The following is a 19,693-nucleotide window of genomic DNA, read 5'->3' on the forward strand; positions in this document are numbered from 1 at the left end:
GTTCACCTCTTCCCATTCCGAACAGAGTCGTTAAGCCCCGGTGCGCCTATGGTACTGCCTTCACCGGTGGGAGAGTCGGTCGCCGCCAACTTTACAACAACGAGCCCCCTGCCCCTGCGCTTTCATCAGCGCTCGGCAGGGGGCTCTTGTCATTTAGCCCTACTACGAGATTGATTGTTTTTTGCATATGTATTGCTTTACTAAACAGTCTTACTTTCAGTAGATTTCGTGGAGTATGCTCATTTAGTTAATTGTCGAGCGTTATATATTTTAAGCTACTGCTCAATAAAAAAGCCCACTATCTTGTCAATAAGATAGTGGGCTTTTTTATTGAGCAGTAGCTTAAAGCAAGTCTAGGGAGGCTTCGCTGACTTGTAAGTAAGTACCAGGGGCTAGGGGAGGATTGGGGTCAAAATCTAATAGAAGAGCGCGCTGCTCTAAGTGACCATTTTGCGAAAGCTCCTCAACGGTACCAATCACAGTGTGAGGGGACTCGGGAAGCATAACCGCCAGTGCTGTGTGCAAGCTATATGTTGCGAGCCAGTTAGGTATGGGTGCCGCTGGTACTACGAGTAGCCCTAGGCCGGGTAGCCGAACGCTATATTCTACTACAAAGGGAGCGGAAAGGTCCGGCATTATATAGCTGTCGACTTAGCCTTTGCCGGCTTGTTTAATGAATCCCTTGTGCTTGCCGCGCTTCTTGATACGAGTACCTTCTAGCATCTGTAACTCGATAGCTAGAGGTTCGCATGTTGTAATCAGAAATTCTTGTGGACCAAAACCGGCTGAGCTTACCATCAGGTGGGGAGCCTGGGTGGGCACTGAAGGTAGGTCGAATGTGAAATAGCCTTCGTCGTTGGTAGTACGGGCTACGTAAGTGCCTTTGACCATAACGGTAGCGCCAACCAGTGGGGTGCCGGCGTCAGACTTTACGTGCCCACTAAATGAACGGCAGGATAGCTGCACTGGCACCGGGCCGGTAGGCGCTTGGCCCGCCGCAATGGGCTGAGTGGTTTGGGCTGAGGCCGAAATAACTTGCAGCAGCAGAGAGCAGGCCAGTGGTAGGAGGAAGGAGTATTTCATCGACAAGAGATACTAGCTAAATAGGTGGGAATGTTGAGTAGGTTGCGGTGATAGAAGCGACCACTAAGCAACGCACGGCAGCGCTTAGTAACAAGTACTTTGCCAAGTATTTTGACTAGTACGCAATCACCCATAAAGAAGGTGAGCTGTTGCCCTATAGGGCCGCTGCGAGAGGATTTAGGGAATAGGTTGCCAACTGCTCAGCCGATAGGTTGCCATTGAGCCATTCGGCGTCGAGTTCGGCACCTAGCTTTTTGTAGAATGCAATGGCGGGCTCATTCCAATCGAGTACCTGCCACTTGAGGCGCTGGGCACCAGTGCGGCGCGCCTCGGCTACTACGGCATCGAAGAGTAGCCGGCCGTAGCCACCACGGCGGGCCGCCTCCGTCACTACCAAGTCTTCGAGGTAAAGCATGCGGCCCTTCCAAGTAGAGTAGGCGGTGTAATAGAGAGCTAGGCCGACAAGGTCGGAGCCGTTTTCGAGGACGAAGAACCCAAAGATGGGCGATGGCCCAAAGCCATCTTGGCGCATCATTTCTAAGGTATTCGTGACGGCATCGGGCGCGCGCTCATAGACAGCGAGTTCCTGAATGAGTGCTAACACGCGGGATAAATCTTCTTCGCGCCCCCGGCGCAAGATGTGAGGAGTGGGTGCCAAGGTAGAGAAAGGATAGCTAATGACTTTAATAAAAATGAGCAATGAGCAGGCGCCTAGGTTGCCCCCTGGTGGAGGAACTGGCGCGCCTGCCCATTGCTCACTGTGTGTAGCAAGGCTGGGCCGATTACATCTGCGGCTGCATTTTCTTGATGTCTTCGGTGGCGTTGGGGGCCGTTAGCTCGCGCGTAGGGTCGTTGGCGGCTGGTGCAGCAGCTTTGGCACCCTTGGTTGTGTCGGGGGCAGCGGGCAGGGGGGGGAGCGGCGTGGTGGCCACATCATCGTCGCCATCGTTTGTCGAGGGGCCGCAAGCGGGCATAGTCAGCAGAAGAACCGCCGAAGCGAGCAGCGCGGGCAGGAAACGTTTCGTCATCATGAAAGAAAGCCGGAATTAAGGCTGCAAGTTACGCAGGCCGAAGCCTAATGCAGGAGAGAACTACGTAGCAGCAGCGGTTTGGATATGGTAGTGCATCGTGCAGGACGCCTAGGGTAGCGGGCTCATAGTCCTTTACTTAGTAGCCAGCCGAGCCAACTGGCGCGGGCGGTCCAGGCTGATGTGCGCAGCCAGTTGGTGCGCACGAGGCCATCAAGAGCGACGTAATCGTAGCCACCAGCTGCGAGGCGATTGTGAAAGGGGACGGAGACCAAAAAAGTAACGCCCCACACTACCAGCACCAGGGCTAGCTGCCCTAGGGCCGTGCCCGCGCCCCAAAGGGAGTAAGCTGCCCAGGCCAGCCAGCTGGCCAGTGCTAGCTCAGCTACCATGGGGGCACCCACCACCCAGCCCATGCCACGAGTATGTGCTGCGTGGTACCGGGCAAATTCGTTTTTACCAACGAGGGTCAGGGCCGGATAGGTGACGAGTTGTACTACCCAAATGACTCCGGTGAGGTAAGCTGCCACCGCAAAGTTGAGCAGAAGCAAGTGCGAGAATGGCATACGGGGCGTCCGAGAAATGGAGTGGTGCAACTGTCCTACGCAAAGTGCCGCCTGTTAGGTAAAGAGCCCTGCTAAGCCTAGTTTTAGCAGGGTATTCACTTGTTTGCTGGCGAAGGCTTACACTACTTTTATTCATGAACAAAAACTTGTGGGCGCTGCCGCTGCTGGCCGCCCTAGCTACGGCCTGCAATTCTACTTCGACTAATACAGCAGGCGCCGATGGTAAGCCCGATTTACTATATGCGGCCCTCGACACGACGGTAGCGCCGGGCGACGACTTTTTTAGTTACGCCAACGGTACTTGGATTAAGAACCATCCGATTCCGGCTTCGGAAAGTAATTCGGGTATCGGCATCGAGGTGCAGAAAGAGGTATATGGCCGCTTGCGCCAAACGAGCATCGATGCGGCTAAGGCCAACGCCGCTGCTGGCAGCAACCAACAGAAAATAGGCGATTTCTGGGCTGTGGGTATTGATTCGCTGAAAGCCGATAAATTGGGTATCGCTCCTATAAAGCCGGAGCTTGACCGCATCGCGGCTATGAAGACGGCGGCCGACGTGCCGGGTGTCATTGCCCACGAGATTCCGCTGGGTGTGCGTGCACTCATCGGCCCGCGGGTGGGGCAGGATGATAAAAACAGCGATAAAATGGCGCTGTACCTGCACCAGAGCGGCCTAGGTCTGCCTAACCGTGATTATTACTTTAATACCGATACGCGCACCAAGAACATTCGCCGGTCCTACGTGCGGCACGTGGCAAATACCTTCAAGCTCCTAGGTCAAGATTCGACCACGGCCAATGCCAACGCGGCGCGGGTGATGGCCCTGGAAACTGCCCTGGCTAGGTCGTCGCGCAAGCTGGAGGCCCTGCGCGACCCGTACAAAAACTACAACAAGATGACCCTGGCACAGCTCGACAAGCTGACGCCCGGCCTCGACTGGAAAACGTGGTTTGCCCAGATGGGCGCCACCAACGTCGATAGCGTAATTGTGGGTCAGCCCGAGTTTTACCAGATGGTGGGGCAGTTGCTCAAGACGAAGCCTGTGGACGACTGGAAGGCCTACCTCACCTGGCAGGTTACCCGCGAGTTTGCGCCCACACTCAGCCAGCCGTTTGTGGATGAGAGCTTCCGCTTTTATGGCACCACGTTGCGCGGTGCCAAGGCCATGCGCCCCCGCTGGAAGCGCGTGCTCGACATGGAGGAAGATGCCCTGGGTGATGCCCTAGGTCAGCTTTTTGTGAAGGAATACTTCAAGCCCGAGGCGAAGGCGCGCTACGATACCTTGGTTAAGAACGTGGTATCATCGTTTGCGCAGCACATTCAAAACGTGGATTGGATGAGCGCGCCCACCAAAGTAGTGGCGCTGGACAAGCTCCACAAAATCACGCCCAAGGTGGGCTACCCCAACAAGTGGAAAGATTACTCTAACCTGACCATCGACCGCAGCTCGCTCACGGCCAACGTAATGCGTGCCAACCAGTGGCAGTACAACTACCAACTAAACAAGCTAGGCAAGCCCGTAGACCGCACCGAGTGGGGCATGACGCCCCAGACCTACAACGCCTACTACAACCCCAGCAACAACGAGATTGTGCTGCCCGCCGCCGCCTTTGCCGTACCCACACTGCTCGATGCCGATGCCGACGATGCGCTGGTGTATGGCTACGCTGGCGCCAGCACCATCGGCCACGAACTCACTCACGGCTTTGATGACGAAGGCAGCCAGTTTGACGCTAAGGGCAACCTGCACGAGTGGTGGAGCAAGGAAGACCGCAAGCGCTTCAATGAACGAGTGGCCGTTATCGTGAAGCAATTCAACGGCTACACGCTGCTCGACTCGCTGCATATCAATGGCAAGGCCACGGCCGGTGAGAATATTGCCGACCTAGGGGGCATTGTCATTGGGTTAGATGCCTTTAAGAAGACGAAGCAGTATAAAGAGGGCAAGAAAATAAACGGCCTGACGCCGGTACAACGCTACTTCCTGGGCTACGCCCTAGGGTGGCAAATGCACGTGCGCGACGAGAGCCTTGCCTCGCAGCTGCTCACTGATGTGCACTCGCCGGCTCAGTACCGCGTGAACGGCCCAATGGCCGACGTGCCCGCCTTCTACGAGGCCTTTGGCGTGAAGCCGGGCCAGAAACTTTATATCCCAGACTCGGCGCGGGTGAAAATATGGTAGCGCTTAAAGCTGAAAAATGAGCATCATAGTAGAATGAAAACCAGATGAATGTAAGCCCAGCCTGCGCGCCGGGCTTACTTTTGCCGGGCGTACGGTCGCTTTTGTTTTCCGATTGATGTCTCTTTACCTTTTGCGGGCGCTCACTGTAGCGGGGTTAGTAAGTGGAGCGGGCCGCGCCGTGGCCCAGGGCGGCGTGACGCCACCCGCCAGCACCTTTCCTGCCCGGCAGCCGGCGGCGGCCTCGGCCCAGCAGCCCGTGCACTACGACCACGATGCTTCGCAGAAATGGAGCGTCCATTTTCAGCAAACTGTTATTCAGCAGTGGCACAATAACTTCACGCCGCGCTACGCGGGTGATTTTAGCTTGCAGGCGCGTGAGCAAGCGAAACTCTCGCTTACTACCACTGCCTTTATTGGGCGCAAGCTATGGAAGGGCGCGGCGGTGTACTTCAACCCTGAAGTAGCGGGTGGCAGCGGCCTAAGCGGGGCCACCGGTATTGGGGGCGCGCCCAACGGCGAAACCTTCCGCATAGGCGACCCTGCCCCACAGGTGTACCTAGCGCGCCTGTATCTGCGCCAGCTATGGGCCTTGAGCCAAGAAACCGAGCAGTTTGAGGACGATAACAACCAAGTAGCTGGCCCGCGTCCCAAACGTTACTTGGCCCTGAATGTGGGCAAATTCAGCATTGCTGACTACTTCGACCAGAACAACTATTCGCACGACCCGCGCACGCAGTTTTTCAACTGGAGCCTGATGAGTGCCGGCGGCTGGGATTACCCCGCCAACACCCGCGGCTACACCGTGGGGGCAGTGCTCGAATACGTGGCGCCGGCTTTTGCGCTACGCGGCGGCCTCTCGGCCATGCCTACCGATGCCAATGGCCCCGTGCTAGACTTTCACTACGGCAAGGCCCAGGCTATTACCCTAGAAGTCACTAAGCCCTATACGCTGGGCGGCCACCCCGGCACGGTACGCCTGCTGGGCTTCCGCAACCAAGCCGCGATGGGCAACTATAACCTCGCTGTGCGCACGGCCGGCTTGGCTGGTCCCGACATCACGGCTGTGCGTGCCGAGCGCCGCACTAAGTACGGGGCAGTGCTGAATGCCGAGCAAGAAATAACGCCCAACGTGGGCATTTTTGGACGCCTTAGCTACAACGATGGGCACAATGAAACCTGGGCCTTCACTGAAATCGACCACAGCCTGAGCCTAGGCGTCACGAGTGCGGGCACCCGCTGGCGGCGCCCCACCGACCGCCTAGGTATCGCGGCCGTGGCCAACGGCCTTTCCCCCGAGCATCGTGCCTACCTAGCGACGGGGGGCTCGGGCTTCATCCTCGGCGATGGGCGGCTCGATTATGGGCTGGAGTATATCGGGGAGGTATACTACAGTATCGATTTTCCGCGTTATCACGCTGCGCTGAGTCCTGACTATCAGATTATTTTCAACCCTGGTTATAATACTAGTCGGGTGTCGGGGCCAATACACGTAGTAGCGCTGCGGGTACACGTCGAGTTTTAGAAAGGCAGGTATCCTAGTGGGTATTACAGCTTATCGAGCCGATTCAGCGCCCGCGCTTGCTTTATTTTTGCAACCCATCGACCGGCAGGGTGTCCTTGCCGGTCTTTTTATTTCCTAGGTCAATGAAGAAGTTTTTGTTTGCGCTGGCCGTGTGGGCCGCGCTGCCGCTGAGCAGCTGGGCTTGGGGCGTAGATGGCCACCGGGCTGTAGGGCTCATTGCCGACCGCCACCTCACCGATAAGGCGCGCCGCCAAGTGACAGCCTTACTTGGCACCCAAACCCTGGCTCTCGTAAGCACCCAGCCCGACGAGATGCGCTACCTACCTGAGTTCAAGGAAACCGCGCCGTGGCACTATGTGAACACCGCGCTAGGCCTAGGGCACGACCAGTACCTGCAAGCCGTGAAAGGCCAAACTAACCCCAACGCCTACAACGTGCTGGTGGCTAAAATGAAAGAGATGCGCGACCCTGCCAAGACCCAAGCGCAGCGGGCCGAGGCGCTCATTTTTGTAGTGCACATCGTGGGCGACATGCACCAGCCCATGCACACTGGCCGCGCCGAAGACAAGGGTGGCAACGACATCAAGCTGACCTACCGCGGCAAGGATACAAACCTGCACAGCCTCTGGGATAGTGGCCTGCTCGACTACCAGGGCCTCACATACACCGAGATGGGCCAGCAATATGATGCAGCCGTGCCCGCCGCCCTAGCCAAAACCTGGCAGTCCGTTCAGGACCCCGCCGAGTGGCTATTCGAATCGTACACTGCCGCCACTCAGCTTTACGCCGAGGCAGCTCAAAATGCCAATCCCGACTACCGCTATTACCCCGCTCACGCTGACCTAATGAAGCACCGCATCCAGCAAGCAGGCATCCGGCTAGCGGCGGTACTGAACGAGGCGTTTAAATAGCGAAGCGCAGGAGTTCGGCTTACGGGCAATCAACGCGCCCTAGGGTAGCCTGCCCGACTCACTACGCCCAAACAGAAAGTCAGCGCTACACGAAAAAGGCCCGCCGCTTCAACTCGAAGCGGCGGGCCTTTTTGGGCGCTAAGCAGATAAAAGCCAGGAGCTACGTTACCAATACATTAGCGGAATAAACAGCCAAAGTTACGGTGACTGCCGCTTGGTGGGCAAGTGGTCGAAAAATCACAGCTTTTTTTTAACCGCCTGGAAAAGCGGTAAAGCGCGTGGTATTGACGGGTTTTGAGACCGAAACCTTTACTGCGAAAACTCCCGCAAAAATGTTTTTTACAAGGAAGTTATGGCACCGAAAAAAGGAAGTCGTAATTTTGCACCGTGAACGCACGTAACCACCAGTGGATGATGCGCGGCGCGGCCCAACCGGCGGCTCTGCGAAAAGACTGGCAGGCTGTTGCCGCCGTTTCCGTTGCGTTTTGCGATTCGTTTGTTCGAGTGCCGCCCCATTTGGTTGAGGCGGTTTTTTTGTGCCCGGTTGGCGCGCGTACTATCGTAGGTGTAGTCACCGCTTGCGAAAACGCTGCCCTGATGCAATACGAAAAGATTGTTTAAGTAATTGACTGCGAAGCGCCCGGCCCTGCCGGGCGCTTTTGTTTTATCTGGTTTCAAGTTGCGCGGACTTTGTAGTCCGCGCCCCCCTAGCCAAACGCGGACTGCAAAGTCCGCGCAACACTATGCAAAAGCTCCTCACTCGCGTTGCCCAAGCCAATACGCTGCTCTGTGTGGGCCTCGACCCCACCGGCTCCGACGAAGACGTGACGCGCCGCCTGCCGCAAGTCATCGCCGAAACCGCGCCCTACGCCGCCGCCTTCAAGCCCAACCTGGCCTTCTTCCTGAGCCGGGGCAATGGCACGCAGCTCTTGCGCCAAGTGGTGGCCGCCGTGCCTGATGGCATCCCGGTTATTCTGGATGGCAAGTTTGGCGACATCGCCAACACGGCCATGCACTACGCACAGTTTGCCTATGATGTGGTGGGGGTCGATGCCGTGACGGTGAACCCCTACATGGGCGCCGATGCGGTGGTGCCCTTCGCTCGCCCCGGCAAGTTTGTCTTTGCCCTGGCCAAAACCTCGAACCACTCGCCCATCCAGGAAGCTGAACTAGCCAGCGGCGAGCCCGTGAGCGAGTTCACGGCCAAGCTGCTCGCCGACCTCGACGCCACCCATGGCAACATCGGCCTCGTGGCTGGCGCTACCGATGCGGCGGCCCTAAGTCGGCTACGGCAACTGTGCCCGACGCAGTGGTTTCTGGTACCCGGCATCGGCGCGCAAGGCGGCGACCTAGCGGCCGTGATGAAAGCCGGCCTGCTAGCCGATGGCGGCGGGCTGCTGATTAATGCCTCACGCAGCATCTGGCAGGCCGAGGATTCGGCTGCAGCGGCGCGGGAGTTGATGAACGAGATAAACGAGTACCGCTCCGTAACAGCTTAATTTTTATTAGCCGTCATGCTGAGCTTGTAAAGCATCTTATCACAGTTGTTTTGCCAAAAGCTACTAGTTGTCTAAGCAGTGCGAACGTGATAAGATGCTTCGCAAGCTCAGCATGACAGCCGTTTTTTGAATTAATGAATAAGCAACTCACCCCCGACCTCCCCGCCGCCGAAGTCGCCACCATTCTCGAAGCGCAATTGCGTGCAGAGGATGCGTTATTGAACGGGCATTTCAAGCTCTCGTCGGGGCTGCATTCTGATACGTATGTGCAGTGTGCCCGCTTTTTACGTAAGCCTGAGCTGGCCGCGCCCGCAATGGCCGTGCTTGCCCAGCGCCTGCGTGATGCGGGCTTAGTGCCCGATACAGTGGTCGGCCCGGCAATGGGCGGCGTGGTGGTGAGCTACGAATTGGCCCGGCAGTTGGGCGTGCCGTCGCTTTTTACGGAGCGCGATGCAACTGGCGAAATGATTTTGCGGCGCGGCTTTACGTTGGCCCCCGGCGAGCGGGTAGTAATTGCCGAAGACGTAGTTACGACTGGTAAAAGCACTCTCGAAGTAGCGCGGGTTTTGACCGAAATGGGGGTCGAAGTGTTGGCTGTGGCCTCTTTAATTGACCGCACTAGTGGGAAAGCTGGCCTTCCCTTTCCGAACTTTGCCCTGTTGCCGGTGCAGGCGGCCGTGTTTGCGGCCGATGCGGTGCCGGAACACCTGGCCGGGATTCCGGCCGTGAAGCCCGGCAGTCGGCCGGATGCAAAATAATCCATTACCACCTGTCATCCTGAGCTTGCGAAGGACCTTATCACGTTCGCAATACGGTGATTAGTAAACCTGACGAAAGCAGCAGTGATAAGATGCTTCCTTCGTCAGCATGACAAAAGTTAATTTGGAAACCAACCAGCATTCCATCCTCCTTACCCTCCAACCCGGCCGGCACGACGGCGACGGCCAGCGCGTGGCCGCCGACGCGGCCCGCCACCTGGGCCTAGCCACCGGCCAGGTGCGCAGTGCAGCGTTCTACGCCGTGCGCTACCCCGGCCTGAGCGCCGCGCAAGTCGCCGACTTTGCCGCCGCCTGCCTGCAAGACCCCGTGCTGCACACCGCCGCCATCGATGAGGTGGCCGCACCCGCAGGCTTCAAAAGCTACATTTTGGTGGCCAAAGGCCCTGGCGTGACGGATGACGAAGGCACCTCGGCCCAGAATGCGCTCAGCGACTTCCTCAACGAGCCCATCGACACCCGCACGCAGCATATTTTCTCGAAGCGCCTGTTTTTCGTAGAAAACGAGCTGCCCGCCGCCGACCTGCGCCGGCTCGCCGAAGAGCTGCTGGGCAACAAGCTCATCAACCGCTTTGAGGTGGGCGCCGTGGCCGATGGTATCCGCGACTACACGCCGCGCCCCGGCGGTGGCGCCGACGCCCGCACCGAAACCATCAACCTGACGGGCCTCCGCGACGAGCAACTGCTTCAGCTGAGTAAGGACAACGTGTACGCGCTCAACCTGCCCGAAATGCAGGCCATCCGCGACTACTTCGACCAAGGCAGCGTGCGCGAGCAGCGCCTCGGCCTAGGGCTGCCCGCCGACCCCACCGACTGCGAGATGGAGATTCTGGCCCAAACCTGGTCGGAGCACTGCAAGCACAAGGAATTCAGCGCCGTTATCAAGTACAAGAACCTGGAAACGGGCGCGGAGGAAGAGATTGACGGCCTGTTCAAAACCTTCATCAAGGGCGCAACCAGCGAGGTAGACCGCCAGCTGCGCGCCAACGGCAACGATTGGCTCATCAAGGTGTTTTCGGACAACGCCGGCGCAGTGCGCATCAACCCCGAGTCGCTGTTCGTGTGGAAGGTCGAGACGCACAACTCGCCCTCGGCCATCGACCCCTACGGCGGAGCCATCACGGGCATCCTAGGCAACAACCGCGACCCGCTGGCTACTGGCATCGGTGGCGCGCGCTTGCTGTTCAATACCAACGTCTTGTGCTTCGGTAACCCCGATTACGACGGGGAATTGCTGACTGGCCAACTGCATCCGCGCCGCATTTTCGAAGGCGTGCGCAAGGGCATTGAGGACGGCGGCAATAAGTCGGGCGTGCCGACCGTGAACGGCGCCATCATCTTCGATGACCGCTACCGCGGCAAGCCGCTCGTGTACTGCGGCACCGGCGCCGTGATGCCGATGCAGCTAGCCGGCCAGGACAGCTGGGAAAAAGTGATTCTGCCCGGCGACCGCATCATCATGGCCGGCGGCCGGGTAGGCAAGGACGGCATCCACGGCGCAACCTTCAGCAGCATCGAGCTGGACGAAGCCGCGCCCGCCACGGCCGTGCAAATCGGCTCGCCCATCACCCAAAAGCTGGCGATGGACTTCCTCATCCTCGCCACGCGCCGCGGCCTTATCCGGTGCAGCACCGACAACGGCGCGGGCGGCCTCTCGTCGAGCATCGGCGAGCTGGCGCTTATCCCCGGCGGCGCGGTGGTGGAGCTGGAAAAAGTGCCCCTGAAATACCCCGGCCTCAAGCCCTGGGAGATTTTCCTGAGCGAATCGCAGGAGCGTTTCACCCTAGCCGTGGCGCCTGAGAAGATGGACGAGCTGCTGGCCCTAGGTCGCGAAATGGAGGTCGAGCTGACCGATATCGGCTTCTTCAACGCCGAGGGTCACCTCGACGTGAAGTTTGATGACCAGCCTATTGCCGGCCTCTCGCTAGAGTTTTTGCACAACGGCGTGCCGCGCAAAACCCTGCTAGCCGAGTACGTAAAGCCCGCTGCCCAGGAGCCCGCGCTTCCCGCCGAAGTAGACTACAACGAGGCACTGCTCAAGCTCATGGGCTCGCTCAATATCTGCTCGCGTGAGTCGGTTATCCGGCAGTACGACCACGAGGTGAAGGGTCGCACGGTAGTGAAGCCCCTAATGGGCGCCACCGGCCAGGCCCCGCAAGATGCCGCCGTGGTGCGCTTCAATTTTGGGAGCTGGGAAGGCGTGGCCGTGAGCAACGGCATTTTGCCCCGCATGGGCGACCTAGACGCTTACCACATGTCGGCCGGCTCGTTTGACGAGGCCGTGCGGCAGATTATCTCGGTGGGCGGTAAGCTGCCCAACCTCACGCCGGGCGACAATATCTTCTGGTCGGTGAACGACAATTTCTGCGTTCCCGATTCGGTCTACGACCCCGCTATCAACCCCGACGGCAAGCAAAAACTCGCCAAGCTGGTGCAGATGTGCCAGGCCCTGCGCGACGCCTGCGCGGCCTACTGCATCCCGCTCACCTCGGGCAAGGACTCGATGAAGAATGACTTCAAGGCCGACGGGGTAAAAATCTCGGTGCCACCGACGGTCCTTTACTCGATGACAGCCAAGGTCGAAGACGTGCGCCAGGTCGTGACCTCCGACTTCAAGCAGGCCGACGATGTCATCTACCTGCTCGGTGAAACATACGACGAGCTAGGCGGCTCAGAGTTCTACCAGCTCTACAACGAGCTGGGGGCCAACGTGCCCCGCGTGCGTTTCGAAGAAGCTAAGGCGCTCTACACCCTGGTGGGCGAAGCCAACGCGAAAGGCCTCATCCAGAGCAGCCACGACTTGAGCGATGGCGGCCTCGCTGTGGCACTAGCCGAGAGCACCTTCGGCCGCGACGGCCTGGGCGCTGACCTCGACCTAGGTGGCCTAGCGGGCGACTTGTCGCCTACGGCGCTGTTGTTCAGTGAGTCGCATTCGCGCTTCGTGGTAAGCATCGCGCCGGAAGACGTGACGGCCTTCGAAGGCATCCTAGGTCAGCGGGCTACGCGCCTGGGCCGCGTAACGGCCGATGGCCAGCTGCGCGTAGTGCACGGGACACAGGAGCTGCTAAACGCTTCGACCCACGACCTCCGCGCCGCCTGGACCAACGGGCCCATAAACCAAACCATTGGCTTAGAGCCCGCCGCGGCCATCCAGCACTAACGAGCAGTGAGCAAGGACCACGTGACAACTATTAACATGGCAGACCTAGCCCAGGCCCCCAAAGCTCTCATCCTAACCGGCTTCGGCATCAATTGCGAAGAGGAAATGGCCGCCGCCTACCGCCTGGCAGGCGGCGAGGCCACCATCGTGCACCTCAACGAGGTGTTGCACGGCCGGGTGAGCATCCACGATTTTGATATTCTGAATTTTCCGGGCGGGTTTTCGTTCGGCGACGACCTGGGCTCGGGCGTGGTGCTGGCCAACAAGCTGCGCTACCGCCAAACCGGCGACGCGGGCCGCACACTGCTCAGCGACATCCGCGAGTTTGTGGCCGCGGGCAAGTTTGTGCTCGGCATCTGCAACGGCTTTCAGGTGCTGGTAAAACTCGGGCTGCTGCCCAACCTAGGTGGCGATTTTCAGCCTGAAGTGACGCTGACGCACAATGCGTCGGGCCGCTACGAAAACCGCTGGGTGCGCCTTAAGGTGAATGCCCAGACGAAAACGCCCACGCCCTTCCTAAGCGAGCTGAGTTCCTTTGAAGTGCCCGTGCGCCACGGCGAAGGCCGCCTAGTAGTACCCGACGCGGCCACCCGCGACCGCATCACCGACCTAGGGCTTAACTGCCTGACCTACGCCGGCCACGACGACCAGGAGACCGGCACTTACCCGCTCAACCCCAACGGCGCCGACCTCAACTGCGCCGGCCTCACCGACCCCACGGGCCACATTTTTGGCCTCATGCCGCATCCCGAGGCTTACCTGGCCGGCTGCAACCACCCCGACTGGGGTATGAAAAAGCGCCGCGGCGAGCTGAAGGAAGAAGGGGAGGGGCTAGCGATTTTCAAGAACATTGTCACGCACCTCACCCGCCGGACCCAGGAAGCTAGCGCGCCTGCTACCCACGCGTAAGTTATTCGGTATGAACACGCTCCCGCAATTCGCCACCCCCCAGCTCCAGCTGTTGCACCGCGGCAAAGTCCGCGACAGCTTCCGCATCGACGACAGCACCCGCCTCATCGTGGTGTCGGACCGCCTCTCGGCCTTCGACTCGGTGCTCGAAACGGCCATCCCCAACAAGGGCGCGGTGCTGAACGGGCTAGCCAACTTCTGGTTCGAGAAAACGGCCCACATCATCCCCAACCACGTGAAGGGCATGGTGGACGCTAACGCCATGCTGGTGAAGGAAGCGCAGCCCATTAAGGTAGAGATGGTAGTGCGCAACTACCTCACCGGCTCGATGTTGCGCGGTTACCAGAGCGGCCAGCGCACGTTCTCGGGCGTGACCGTGCCCGACGGCCTCACCAAGCACCAGCAGTTTCCGACGCCCATCGTGACGCCGACCACTAAGGAGGAGTCGGACCGCGAAATCACCCCCGAAAACCTCGTGAGCGAGGGCTGGGTAAGCCAGGAGCTGTACGATAAGATGTCCGAAAAGGCGCTGGAGCTGTTCAAAGTCGGCTCCGACTTGCTGGCTGCGCAGGGCATCATTTTGGTCGATACCAAGTACGAATTCGGCTTGCTGAACGGCGAGTTGATTCTGATTGATGAAATCCACACGCCCGACTCGTCGCGCTTCTGGAGCGCCGCCGACTACGCCCAGAACCCCGAGGGCGCCGAGCAGATGGACAAGGAGTACATCCGTCAGTGGCTCATTGCCAATAAGAAGGATGGGGCCTACCCCCGCGCCCTCACCCCCGAGGTAACGCAGGAGGCCGTCAATCGCTACCTCGATATCTACCAGCGCGTCGTGGGCCAGCCCCTGGCCACGGCCGGTGATAACGAGGACGTAACCGAGCGCCTGACCCGCAACCTAGTGAAGGCTGGCTTATTAAAGTAGTAATGCGGAAAGCGCTGTAAATAGACCCGCTACAATGGATGCAACGCAAGCCGAAATGCTGGTAGACAAGTACATCGAAGCCTATAACGGCTTCGACGTACCCGGCATGTTGGCTTGCCTGCATACTGACGTGCAGTTCGAGCACTCGACCAATGGCGATGTGACGGTGCACTTGGAAGGTAAAGACGCTTTCGAAGCCCAGGCGACCCGAGCAGCCGCCTGGTTTACGGAGCGCACGCAGCAGGTCACCGCATTTCGCTGGCACGATGAGCAGGCAGAAGCAGCCATTGACTACTTCGCCATTACGGCTACCGACTTGCCCAATGGGGTAAAAGCAGGTACTACGTTGCAATTCTCTGGTCGCTCGGTCTTCTCCTTTCGCGACGGACTAATTGCTTTCATTCAAGATTTTAGTTAAAGAACTTTCTCTCGTAACGTGAGCGGTAACACGAAACAACTCGTCCTCCTCGGCTCCGGTGCCCGTGAGCACGCCCTAGCTACCAAGCTTCGCCAGGATGGCGCGACCGTGCACGTGCTGCCCGGCAACGCCGGCATCCCCGGCAGCGTGGCTGGCATCAGCGCCACTGATTTTCCGGCCATCCAAAGCTTCTGCCAGGAGCATGGCATCAAGCTGATTGTGGTGGGGCCGGAGGCACCGCTGGCGGCAGGCGTGGCCGATTACTTCCTGGAGACGGACATCCGCGTATTTGGCCCGCGGCGGCAGGCGGCTACTCTGGAAAGCTCGAAGGTGTGGAGCAAGGACTTTATGCGCCGCCACGGCATTGCCACTGCCCGCGCCTGGAGCTACCGCAGCGACCAGTTTGCCGAGGCGCAGGCGCAAGCTGAGGAACTGGCTGGGCATGTAGTTATTAAGTATGATGGCCTAGCCGCTGGCAAGGGCGTGTACGTGTGCAGCTCGGTAGCAGAGGCCACGGCCGCCCTCACCGAACTGCGTGAACTGCACGAAGGCTGGTTTAGCTTCCTGCTAGAAGAAAAGCTGACCGGCCCCGAGGTGAGCCTCATCGGCCTCACCGATGGCAACCGCATCCGGCTGCTGGCTCCGGCCCAAGACCACAAGCAGCTGCTTGCCAACGACGAAGGCCCCAACACGGGTGGTATGGGCGCGTATTGCCCAGTGCCGTTTTTGGATGACAACTCGTTGGCCGCCATTCGGACTGATATCATCGACCCCACGCTGCGCGGCCTCCAAAGCGAGCCGTTCGACTTTGTGGGCTTCCTCTACTTTGGGGTGATGCTGACGCCGAGCGGCCCGAAACTGCTCGAATACAACGTGCGCCTAGGTGACCCCGAGGCCGAGGTAATCCTGCCCGCGTTGGAAAGCAGCCTGCTCGAACTGATTGAGGCGACCCTCGACGGTAACCTGGCTCAGACTATTACGCGGCAGCGGCCGGGTGCCTTTGTGGGCGTGGTGCTGGCCTCGGGTGGCTACCCGGCGGCGCAGTTCCCGACGGGCTTCCCCATCCACGGCATTGGTAACCAAGGGCAAGATACCCAAGTCTTTGTGGGCGGCGTGAAGGCGGGCGAACAGCCCGGCGAATTGCTCACTAATGGCGGCCGCGTGGCGGTAGTGGTGGCCCACGGCCCCGACCTGCCCACCGCCATTCAACTGGCTTACACGGAGACAGAGAAGGTTTATTTTCAAGATAAATACGTGCGTCCCGACATTGGGCAGCGCCCTGCGCCGCTGCTCGAAACGAGCGCTTACTAGATGAACGACCAACGACCTGCCCGTCTTGCCATCCTGCTTTCTGGCCGCGGCTCCAACATGCTCGCCCTGGCCGAAGCCGTGCAAACGGGTGTGCTGCAAGGCCTGGCCGAAATAGTAGTGGTGTTCAGCAACGACCTGGCCGCGCCTGGCATTGACTCAGCTGCTGCCCTAGGGCTACCCACCGATAGCCTGAGTTCGAAAGGCCGCAAGCGTGAGGAATTTGACCGCGAGGTAGTGGCCATTCTGCAAGAATACCGGCCCGACTACGTGGCACTGGCTGGCTACATGCGGGTGCTCTCGCCCACGTTTGTGCGCGCCTTTGCAGGCCGCATCGTTAACATTCACCCTGCCGATACGCACCAGCACCAAGGCTTACACGCCTACGAGTGGGCATTTGATAACCACTTGACGGAAACCAAAATCACTGTGCATTTGGTTGACGAAGGCCTGGACACGGGCCCTATTCTGGCCCAACGTGTTGTAAATTTGGTAGGAGCGGACAGCTTGGCTGAGGTGCAGCGTCGGGGCTTGGCCGTGGAGCACGTCTTATATGCCGAAACGCTCGCCGCGCTGATTACAAAGTCTGCGCTCGCTACCTAGCCAGTGCTAGGTTGTCGCTCTTGCTACCCCACCCATCCTTCCCAAGATTACTAACTCATAATTTCTAACTCATAATTAACTGATTATGTGTGGCATCGTAGGTTTTCACGGCCCCGAGCGCGTGGTGGGCGATATGATTATCGGCCTTACCGCCTTGCAGCACCGGGGGCAGGATGCCGCCGGCATTGCAACGTTTGATGGCGACGCCTTTCACCTGCACAAGGGGCAGGGCTTGGTCAACGACGTTTTTAAACCCAAGCATACTAAGAAGCTAACCGGCAATACCGGCATCGGGCACGTGCGCTACACCACGCAAGGCGCCAATGATTCGGACCTGGCGCAGCCCTTCACCACGAGCTACCCCTTCGGGCTGGCGATGGTGCACAACGGCAACGTTATCAACTTCCGGGACGTGGCCAAGCTGCTGCACGACAAGTACCATGTGCTGCCCAAGACGACTAACGACTTGGAGCTCATTATGTACACCTTCGCCTCGGAGCTGCGGGTGAAGGACCTAGACCGAATTTCGGTGGTCGATATTTTCGACGCCGTAGAAACGACTCAGGAGCTGGTGAAGGGCGCGTATGCCACGGTTACCATCATTGCTGGGCACGGCCTGCTAGCCTTTACGGACCCCTTAGGTATCCGTCCACTGGTGATGGGCCGCCGCGACACGCCTGAGGGACCAGTATACGCCTTTGCCTCGGAAAGCACCTGCTTCGACTACCTCGACTTTGAATTTGTGGAGAACGTCGGCCCGGGCCAGGCGATTTTCATTGACAACAACTTTCAGGTTCACTACAAAAACCAGAACACCGTGCCTAAGGCGTTCTGTGTGTTTGAGCAGATTTACTTCGCCCGTGAGGACTCGACCATTCACGGCCGCTTAGTGGCCCGCGAGCGCGTGCGCCTAGGTAAGATTATCGCCCGCAAGGTGGTCGATGCCGGCCTTAAGCCCGATATGGTGATTGATGTGCCTTCGTCGGGCTACTTCTCAGCCTCGGGCTTGGCCGAAGCCATTGGCGTGCCCTACCGCCGCGCCATGGTGAAAAACAATCATATGGGCCGCTCCTTCATCGTGCCGACTCAGGCTGGCCGCGAGGACGTGGTGAAGAAGAAGCTGAACCCCATTCGCGCCTTTGTCGAAGGCAAAAAGGTGGCCGTGGTGGACGATAGCATTGTGCGCGGCACCACGTCGCGCCGCATCGTGCGGCTACTACGCGAGGCGGGCGCCAGCGAGGTGTATTTCATTTCGAGCGCGCCGCCCATTGTGTCGCCTTGTATCTATGGCATCGATATGGCCATGAGCACCGAGCTGATTGCGGCCAATTACACAGAAGAGGAAATCTGTCAGTTTATTGAGGCTGATAAGGTTATTTATCAGGATTTGAGCGACTTGCAGGACTTATTTGCGGAAGAGCGTGGCCACGGCGGCTCGTGCTTTGCGTGCTTCACTGGCAAGTATCCGACCGGCGATGTAACGCGTTACCTGCGCCACATCCAAGAAGAGCGCCAGAGCCATCGCATCGTAGACAAGGTGCCCTCGGTGAGCGCAAAAGCGCCATTGCCAACGGAGCACTAACCAGTTGGTTGGCTATCTTTTGTAATACGGTCGTGGCTGCTTAGCAGATATTTAGGAGCGAAAGATTCTTGATGGATTAAGGGATATTTCCTCTAGGTTAAGTACCTAGGGCAATGGGTTTGCTAAGCATAATGGCCTGCGAATGAACGCCTGCGAGTTCTTCTAGAGCTATAGCAAATGGCTATATTTGCGCTTCTTAACTAGCCACAACACTCTGCAATTCGTCGAATATTATAGCGCTATGAATGTTTCCATCTGTATTCCAACCTACAACCGGCTCGATGTATTGCAGCAGGCGGTAGCCTCTTGCTTGAATCAAACACGGCGTCCGTATGAAATCCTGATAGGCGATGATTCATCATTGAACGACACTGAGGAGTGGGTGAAAGCGAACTTGCCAGACACAGATGTGAAAATCAAGTATTTTCATAATTCTCCTTCTCTGCGGCAGGCACGTAATGTTAATAGCTTGTTCAGAAGTGCAACTGGGGATTTAACCGTGTTGCTGCACGATGATGATGCGCTAATGCCTACGGCGCTGGAAACGCTTTATAATTGCTTTCAACAGCATCCGGAAATTGATATTGCTTTTGGTAAGCAATATATAATGTCCAATGAAGGCGTAATAAATAAAGAGGATTCGGAAGAGCTCAATAAGGCTTTTTATAGAACAGCGACTTATGAAGGCTTAAAACTTTCGCCATTAGAAGCAGGCTTTCTGCAGCAGTTTCCCAATGATGGCTATATGATTAAATCTCATATAGTTAAAAATATTCAGTATGATGAAGGCACGGGCGATGCCTGCGACTTCGATTTTGGCTTGCAGCTAGGCCTAGGAAACTATAAAATGTTCTTTGTGAATAGTTATACTAATTGCTATCGCATCTCTGCAAGTAGCGTTGGTACGAAGGACGATAACAATGCTAGTATTTATGCTTTCAATGCGGTGAGTTCATTGAACGTGCCGACTGAATCTTCTAAATATAAGCAAGAATGGCTAGTGTCTAAGGCTCCCGCCGCTATTGTAAATGCGGTTCGATTAAAAGACTATAAGCGAGCAATGGAGATATACTTTAGTAGCTGGCATAGGCATAAAATTCTGTCATTTAATGGTGTAAAATTGTTATTAGCTATTTCATTCTTTTCCTTGAAAAGAGGAATTCTTAAGAATAAAGTAGCTGTAGGCTAGCATCGGTTTAAATAATATTTGTAAAGCA

General features: G+C 57.9%; 18 protein-coding genes and 1 rRNA gene. 14 read left to right on the plus strand and 5 right to left on the minus strand.

Annotated features, from left to right (window positions below; genetic code table 11):
* Window positions 1-91: ribosomal RNA gene (gene rrf, locus FNT36_RS26090) — 5S ribosomal RNA — on the plus strand; the annotation flags it as partial.
* A 560-nt stretch (window positions 92-651) separates the two neighbouring features.
* Here the strand turns inward: rrf and FNT36_RS11045 are convergent.
* The 4 genes from FNT36_RS11045 to FNT36_RS11060 all read right to left on the minus strand — a co-directional run bounded on the left by FNT36_RS11045 (window position 652) and on the right by FNT36_RS11060 (window position 2,677).
* The gene (locus FNT36_RS11045; RefSeq protein ID WP_144847526.1) at window positions 652-1,083 is read right to left on the minus strand and encodes a carboxypeptidase-like regulatory domain-containing protein; all 432 of its coding nucleotides are present in this window, start codon (window positions 1,081-1,083) and stop codon (window positions 652-654) included.
* A 154-nt stretch (window positions 1,084-1,237) separates the two neighbouring features.
* Window positions 1,238-1,741: a GNAT family N-acetyltransferase gene (locus FNT36_RS11050; protein WP_144847528.1), complete on the minus strand. Its 504-nt coding sequence runs from the start codon at window positions 1,739-1,741 to the stop codon at window positions 1,238-1,240.
* A gap of 124 nt (window positions 1,742-1,865) precedes the next feature.
* Window positions 1,866-2,114 carry a hypothetical protein gene (locus FNT36_RS11055; RefSeq protein ID WP_144847530.1) on the minus strand — a complete coding sequence of 83 codons (249 nt, stop codon included), beginning with the start codon at window positions 2,112-2,114 and terminating at the stop codon, window positions 1,866-1,868.
* 122 nt (window positions 2,115-2,236) lie between these two features.
* Window positions 2,237-2,677 (minus strand): hypothetical protein, encoded by a 441-nt coding sequence (locus tag FNT36_RS11060; RefSeq protein WP_144847532.1) that lies wholly within the window; start codon window positions 2,675-2,677, stop codon window positions 2,237-2,239.
* Between the two features lie 134 nt (window positions 2,678-2,811).
* Between FNT36_RS11060 and FNT36_RS11065 the strand changes: the two genes are divergently transcribed.
* The 3 genes from FNT36_RS11065 to FNT36_RS11075 all read left to right on the plus strand — a co-directional run bounded on the left by FNT36_RS11065 (window position 2,812) and on the right by FNT36_RS11075 (window position 7,293).
* The gene (locus tag FNT36_RS11065; protein WP_144847534.1) at window positions 2,812-4,860 is read left to right on the plus strand and encodes a M13 family metallopeptidase; all 2,049 of its coding nucleotides are present in this window, start codon (window positions 2,812-2,814) and stop codon (window positions 4,858-4,860) included.
* Between the two features lie 115 nt (window positions 4,861-4,975).
* Window positions 4,976-6,382 carry a carbohydrate porin gene (locus tag FNT36_RS11070; RefSeq protein WP_144847536.1) on the plus strand — a complete coding sequence of 469 codons (1,407 nt, stop codon included), beginning with the start codon at window positions 4,976-4,978 and terminating at the stop codon, window positions 6,380-6,382.
* Window positions 6,383-6,504: 122 nt separating this feature from the next.
* Window positions 6,505-7,293: a S1/P1 nuclease gene (locus FNT36_RS11075; protein ID WP_144847538.1), complete on the plus strand. Its 789-nt coding sequence runs from the start codon at window positions 6,505-6,507 to the stop codon at window positions 7,291-7,293.
* Between the two features lie 339 nt (window positions 7,294-7,632).
* Here the strand turns inward: FNT36_RS11075 and FNT36_RS11080 are convergent, their stop codons facing one another.
* Complete coding sequence (locus tag FNT36_RS11080) at window positions 7,633-7,971, minus strand: hypothetical protein (RefSeq protein WP_144847540.1); 339 nt, start codon at window positions 7,969-7,971, stop codon at window positions 7,633-7,635.
* 65 nt (window positions 7,972-8,036) lie between these two features.
* On the opposite strand from FNT36_RS11080, the gene pyrF reads away from it, so the two are divergent.
* The 10 genes from pyrF to FNT36_RS11130 all read left to right on the plus strand — a co-directional run bounded on the left by pyrF (window position 8,037) and on the right by FNT36_RS11130 (window position 19,665).
* Entirely contained in the window at window positions 8,037-8,792 is a 756-nt protein-coding gene (gene pyrF, locus FNT36_RS11085; protein WP_144847541.1) for an orotidine-5'-phosphate decarboxylase, read from the plus strand.
* Window positions 8,793-8,926: 134 nt separating this feature from the next.
* The gene (pyrE, locus tag FNT36_RS11090; protein WP_144847543.1) at window positions 8,927-9,550 is read left to right on the plus strand and encodes an orotate phosphoribosyltransferase; all 624 of its coding nucleotides are present in this window, start codon (window positions 8,927-8,929) and stop codon (window positions 9,548-9,550) included.
* 109 nt (window positions 9,551-9,659) lie between these two features.
* Entirely contained in the window at window positions 9,660-12,728 is a 3,069-nt protein-coding gene (locus FNT36_RS11095; RefSeq protein ID WP_233635842.1) for a phosphoribosylformylglycinamidine synthase subunit PurL, read from the plus strand.
* Window positions 12,729-12,764: 36 nt separating this feature from the next.
* Window positions 12,765-13,637: a phosphoribosylformylglycinamidine synthase subunit PurQ gene (locus FNT36_RS11100; protein WP_144847545.1), complete on the plus strand. Its 873-nt coding sequence runs from the start codon at window positions 12,765-12,767 to the stop codon at window positions 13,635-13,637.
* A 10-nt stretch (window positions 13,638-13,647) separates the two neighbouring features.
* Window positions 13,648-14,565, plus strand: coding sequence for a phosphoribosylaminoimidazolesuccinocarboxamide synthase (locus tag FNT36_RS11105; protein ID WP_144847547.1), 918 nt, complete (start codon window positions 13,648-13,650; stop codon window positions 14,563-14,565).
* A gap of 34 nt (window positions 14,566-14,599) precedes the next feature.
* Window positions 14,600-14,983 carry a nuclear transport factor 2 family protein gene (locus tag FNT36_RS11110; RefSeq protein WP_144847549.1) on the plus strand — a complete coding sequence of 128 codons (384 nt, stop codon included), beginning with the start codon at window positions 14,600-14,602 and terminating at the stop codon, window positions 14,981-14,983.
* A gap of 18 nt (window positions 14,984-15,001) precedes the next feature.
* Window positions 15,002-16,294 carry a phosphoribosylamine--glycine ligase gene (gene purD / locus FNT36_RS11115; RefSeq protein WP_144847551.1) on the plus strand — a complete coding sequence of 431 codons (1,293 nt, stop codon included), beginning with the start codon at window positions 15,002-15,004 and terminating at the stop codon, window positions 16,292-16,294.
* Complete coding sequence (purN, locus tag FNT36_RS11120) at window positions 16,295-16,894, plus strand: phosphoribosylglycinamide formyltransferase (protein WP_144847553.1); 600 nt, start codon at window positions 16,295-16,297, stop codon at window positions 16,892-16,894.
* A gap of 85 nt (window positions 16,895-16,979) precedes the next feature.
* Complete coding sequence (purF, locus tag FNT36_RS11125; protein WP_144847555.1) at window positions 16,980-18,476, plus strand: amidophosphoribosyltransferase; 1,497 nt, start codon at window positions 16,980-16,982, stop codon at window positions 18,474-18,476.
* Window positions 18,477-18,717: 241 nt separating this feature from the next.
* Window positions 18,718-19,665, plus strand: a complete 948-nt coding sequence (locus FNT36_RS11130; RefSeq protein WP_144847557.1) for a glycosyltransferase family 2 protein — start codon at window positions 18,718-18,720, stop codon at window positions 19,663-19,665.
* The last annotated feature ends 28 nt before the right edge of the window (window positions 19,666-19,693 follow it).

It is taken from the genome of Hymenobacter setariae (assembly GCF_007713685.1).
GTDB classification, from domain to species: Bacteria; Bacteroidota; Bacteroidia; order Cytophagales; family Hymenobacteraceae; genus Hymenobacter; species Hymenobacter setariae.